Origin of the sequence: Stenotrophomonas sp. (assembly GCF_032061965.1) — a bacterium.
Classification (GTDB): domain Bacteria; phylum Pseudomonadota; class Gammaproteobacteria; order Xanthomonadales; family Xanthomonadaceae; genus Stenotrophomonas.
Genome location: NZ_DAMBEF010000044.1, coordinates 1 through 4,527 on the forward strand (window position 1 = coordinate 1; position 4,527 = coordinate 4,527).

Consider the following 4,527-nt stretch of genomic DNA (forward strand, 5'->3'; position numbering starts at 1 on the left):
TTCAGGGTGAGGTTCTCGCCGCTGGCATCGAGCGAGGCGTTGAACTCGGGGAACTGCTTGAGCGCCGCGGCACTGGCCTTGATCAGGAAGGCGAGCATGGTCAGCTTGATGCCGGCCTTCTCGTTTTCCTTGTTCAGGGCAACCCGCAGGCCTTCCAGGTCGGTGATGTCAGCCTGCTCGAACTGGGTGACGTGCGGGATCATCGCCCAGTTGCGGGCTAGGTTGGCGCCGGAGATCTTCTTGATGCGCGAGAGCGGCTGCACCTCGACCTCACCAAACTTGCTGAAGTCCACCTTTGGCCACGGCAGCAGGTTCAGGCCACCACCGGCAGCGGCCGGGGCACCGGCGCTGGCAGCAACGCCACCGGACAGCGCGCCCTTGACGAACTTCTGCACGTCGGTCTTGGTGATGCGACCGCCCTTCTCCGACCCCTTGACCTGCTGCAGGTCCACGCCCAGCTCGCGGGCGAACACGCGCACGGCCGGGCTGGCATAGGGCACATTGGCCGGCAGCACGCCTTCGGCATTGAACTGCACCGGCGGCGAGGCCGGCTTGGCGACGCTGATCACGTCTTCCTGCGCGATCTCGCGCTGGGTCAGCTTGTCGGCCACCGGGGCAACAGCCACCGGCTCGACCTTGGCGCCGGTCTCGGCGGTGGGCTCAACCTTGGCCGGTGCAGCCGGTGCGGCGGCAGCAGCAGCCGGCGCCGGCTTGGCGGCTTCCTCGGATACTTCGATCAGGGCCACGACTTTGCCTTCGGAGAGGTTGTCGCCGACCTTGACCTTGATTTCCTTGACTACGCCGGACACCGAGGAAGGCACTTCCATGGTGGCCTTGTCCGACTCCAGCGTGACCAGACCCTGGTCCTTCTTGACCGTATCACCAACGGCAACCAGCACTTCGATCACCGGAATGTCGCTGTAGTCACCGATATCGGGGACAAGTGCTTCCTTGATTTCGGCCATGAAACTACTCCAGCAACAGTGAGGGAATTCTCTATTGTGGCGTTAGCGGGCCGCAGCGCCAACCGTTGCATCTGAATTCGCATACGTATGTCCCCGGACAGCCGGGCGCCATGCCCTGCCCCGGAGCCTTTTGTCCGGTCCAGGACGCCCGCGGTGACCGCAAAACTGTCCGCCCTGTCCCGCCCCGGTCATGCCCGTGGTTGCTGGCTTGCGCCCGGTTTGGGCGGCTGCAACCATTGCTGCAGCTGGCTCCAGTGCAGCAGCAGGCGCGGCAGCGGCCAGGCCGCGTTGGCCGGGCTGGTCGAGGGCAGCGCCAATACAGGCAGCGCAGCCGCCAAAGGCGGCAAAGCCGGCTGCACCCATCGCTGGAACGCTGTGTGCGCTGCTGCGCCGTTGCAGGCAATCACCTGTATCCCCGGATAGGCCGCCAACAATTGCGGCAACGGGTTGACCACCTCGCTGCCGCGCACGATCGCCGCATCCAGGCTGCCGGCGCGACGGCACTGGCCGATGACATCCCAAAGGCCCACGCCTGCGTGCTGGAGTTGCTGCAGGCGTTGCGCGTAGCCGCCCGTGAGGTCGACATCGCACAGCGTCGCCATCAATGGCCAGAAGCGATTGCGCGGGTGCGCGTAGTACTGCGCGTTCTGCAGTGAAACAACACCAGGCATCGAGCCCAATACGAGCACGCGCGATTGCGCATTCACCTGCGCAGCAAGGCCTGTGAGCAGTGTTTCAGTCATCACGCGCATCACAACACCGTGAATGAAAATTTTTCGTTGATTGCAGGGGCAATGGGATTCTTCCGGTTTTTGCTGAACGTACACGATGCGAAAAACCGCTGCGTACAGAGCGATTCATGTTGCGATCGCTAGGGTTTGCACGCCCCATTCGAGGGCCTCGATAAACATAGTCCCGATAGAGAGACGAGGAGTTTGTTATGCGTTCCATCAAGATTCTGAGCCTTGCCACCCTTGGCGCCCTGGCGCTGTCCTCCACTGCCTTCGCGCAGGATGGCAACGGCGACACCGCGTCGGGCAAGCACTTCGCAGTGGTTGGTGGCATCAGCCTGCTGCAGCCCAAGAGCGATCCGATCAACGGCGTTGACAAGTTCGACGGCGGCCCGGCACCGACCCTGAGCGCCAGCTACTACATCAACGACAACTTCGCCGTTGAACTGTGGGGCGCTGCTGACAAGTTCAACCACCGCGTGCGCGCCGAGGGCGGCGCCAAGGCCGGCACGGTCGAACAGCAGCCGATCGCACTGAGCGCGCAGTACCACTTCGGCCAGGCAGACAATACCTTCCGCCCGTTCGTTGGCCTGGGCTACTACGAGTCGAACTTCAGCAACGAGAAGATCGATGGTCTGAGCGACAGCGGCAACCACGTCGGCATTGAAACCGCCAAGGGCGCCATCGGCACCGTGGGCGTTGACATGAACATCAACTCCACCTGGTTTGCACGTGCCGATGCACGCTACATGCACGCCCGCCCTGACCTGCGCGTTGCTGGCCAGAACGCTGGCGAGCTGAAGCTGGATCCGTGGACCGTTGGTTTTGGTATCGGCGCCCGCTTCTAAGCGACGCTGATCCAGAGACAAGGTTGTAACGAAAACACGGGCCGCATGCGGCCCGTGTTTATTTGCGCGCTGGTAGAGCCCCCTCTCCCCCTCCCCAACCCCCGCTCCGCGCCCCGGTCCTTGCACTGACGCAAGGCCGTTCGAGGGGAGAGGGGCTTTAAGCACACCAAGCGCAAGCAGCAGCCGCAACTGCAACTGCAACTGCAACTGCAGCTTTAGCCCCTCTCCCCTTGCGGGAGAGGGGTTGGGGAGAGGGGTTGAGCAGAGCAGAAATCACTCACCTCCCCTACGGACTACCGTCATCACTCCATTGCAGCGCCAGGTAATCGAAGTTCTGCTGCAACCTCGGCTTGATCACCTCGAAGAACGGCGAGACGTCGAAGTCCCGCGGTGTATACAGGCTGTAATTGCGGATATGCAGGATTTCCCGTGACTGCTCCACCCCGCCTACCTGCGCCAGCACCGTTTCAATCTCCGGCAGGATCGGGTAACGGATCGACTCGAAGGCCTGCGCCAGCAGGGTTGAACAGATCGCCTTGGTGGGCTCGCCACTACCCAGCGCAATCAAACGTCGACGCAGATGTGCCGGTACCGGCGGCTGGCGGATCAGGTAGCGCGCCAGATCGAACACGTTCTTCAAGTCATAGCTGTGGCCGATACGGGCCCGCATGAAGCCCACCAACTGCTCCACCACCGGGGGCGACAACCCCTGCGGTCGACAGATGCGGGTGTGCTGGCGGGCAAACTCTGACAAGGGGACTCGTCTAACACCCACCTCGACATCCACGTCGATCAGCATCGGTTGCGGTTTGCCGCCCTCCAGCAAGGGCTCCTCGCCGATATACAAGGCCGCGTGCGACCAGGTGGATTGGGTCAGGTACTTGATGGCGGTGGAGAAACGGCTGCTGCCTTCCACCAGCAACACGTCGCCGCGGCGTAGCGTGCGCAACAGCAAACCGGGATCACTGGTGGAAGGCCGGGTCTGGTGGCGGCGCGGCTGTGCAAGAAAATGCGCCAGGCGGCGCCCCAACAGTTGCAGCAGGCCCATCGACGGTCTCCTTCGGCGTTGCCAGCAGCCTAGCGGCGACAGCGCCTGGGCGCCACAACCTCAGCGCGGACTGCGGTCGTACCCACGGTAGCGCTGGTGGTGCGCGATACGGCGCCGCAACAGCCAGCCATACATACCGGCGTACCCCAACAGCAGCGCCGCCATTGCCAGCAATCCCGCATGGCTGAGCCACCCCGATGTCGGCCACGGCACGTTGTTCACCGACGCCTGCCAGCCCTGAACCACACCGACAACCAGTCGCACCACGATCATCGCAGTCAGTGCCAGCACCAGCCAGACATTGGGTTTGTAGTGCAGGGCTTGTGGACCCGGTTCAAAGCGGGTCAGTACATGTCCGAGTGCGCCAACCAACAGGCCTGCCAGCCAGCCCAGGCTGGCGTACAGCCAGGCACCAGGCCACCAATAGCTGGCGACGGTAGCGAACAACGCAAACAATGCCGTCGACACCAGCGTCGCCCAGAAATTGAAGGTGATCAGCCAAGGCCGTGCCTGACGGCGAGCACTACCGCTGCGAACCCGTTGCCACAATGACAGCGGCATCAAGAGCAACATCAGCGCGACAAACACCAGTATCGCCAGTGGCAGAGCAAGCAGCAGCGGCATGGGGCCTTGTCCCTGGGTATGGAAACCACAGATTACGCCAGGAGCCAGCAACGTAGTGTCGAGCCCTGCTCGACTGGCGCCGTACAACAAATCCCGCCCCGTATTGCCGAGCCATGCTCGGCAAGGGCCTTACAAGAATTGCAAACCTGCAGGAGCGGCGTCAGCCGCGAAGCACGGGCATCATCGGATTGCGATGCTGCAGACTCTGTGCCGGCATCTGCTGCGCGGTTCACGCCGCTCCTGCAGGGGACTATTGGGAAAGCCCCTGCCGAGCATGGCTCGGCACTACCGTGGGGCTGCTTGGAAAGCCC

5 protein-coding genes are annotated in these 4,527 nt (G+C 63.1%); 1 reads left to right on the forward strand and 4 read right to left on the reverse strand.

The features are described 5' to 3' along the window. Nucleotides 1-965: biotin/lipoyl-containing protein (locus RT460_RS16755; RefSeq protein ID WP_313320513.1), on the reverse strand; the 965-nt coding region annotated here is incomplete at its 3' end. 188 nt (nucleotides 966-1,153) lie between these two features. Beyond that, entirely contained in the window at nucleotides 1,154-1,711 is a 558-nt protein-coding gene (locus tag RT460_RS16760; protein WP_313320564.1) for a DNA-deoxyinosine glycosylase, read from the reverse strand. Between the two features lie 194 nt (nucleotides 1,712-1,905). Here RT460_RS16760 and RT460_RS16765 point away from each other — a divergent pair, with 194 nt between their 5' ends. Further along, nucleotides 1,906-2,544 carry an OmpW family outer membrane protein gene (locus RT460_RS16765; RefSeq protein ID WP_313320515.1) on the forward strand — a complete coding sequence of 213 codons (639 nt, stop codon included), beginning with the start codon at nucleotides 1,906-1,908 and terminating at the stop codon, nucleotides 2,542-2,544. A gap of 286 nt (nucleotides 2,545-2,830) precedes the next feature. On the opposite strand, the gene RT460_RS16770 is transcribed toward RT460_RS16765, so the two are convergent. After that, complete coding sequence (locus tag RT460_RS16770) at nucleotides 2,831-3,592, reverse strand: YiiX/YebB-like N1pC/P60 family cysteine hydrolase (RefSeq protein ID WP_313320517.1); 762 nt, start codon at nucleotides 3,590-3,592, stop codon at nucleotides 2,831-2,833. Nucleotides 3,593-3,652: 60 nt separating this feature from the next. Continuing rightward, nucleotides 3,653-4,216, reverse strand: a complete 564-nt coding sequence (locus tag RT460_RS16775) for a DUF1453 domain-containing protein (protein ID WP_313320519.1) — start codon at nucleotides 4,214-4,216, stop codon at nucleotides 3,653-3,655. Nucleotides 4,217-4,527: the final 311 nt, after the last annotated feature.

What these genes read in the sequence shown, in the direction of transcription:
- RT460_RS16765 (WP_313320515.1), top strand. Translation starts at nt 1,906, where the DNA reads ATGCGTTCCATCAAGATTCTGAGCCTTGCCACCCTTGGCGCCCTGGCG.
- RT460_RS16770 (WP_313320517.1), bottom strand. Translation starts at nt 3,592, where the DNA reads ATGGGCCTGCTGCAACTGTTGGGGCGCCGCCTGGCGCATTTTCTTGCA.
- RT460_RS16775 (WP_313320519.1), bottom strand. Translation starts at nt 4,216, where the DNA reads ATGCCGCTGCTGCTTGCTCTGCCACTGGCGATACTGGTGTTTGTCGCG.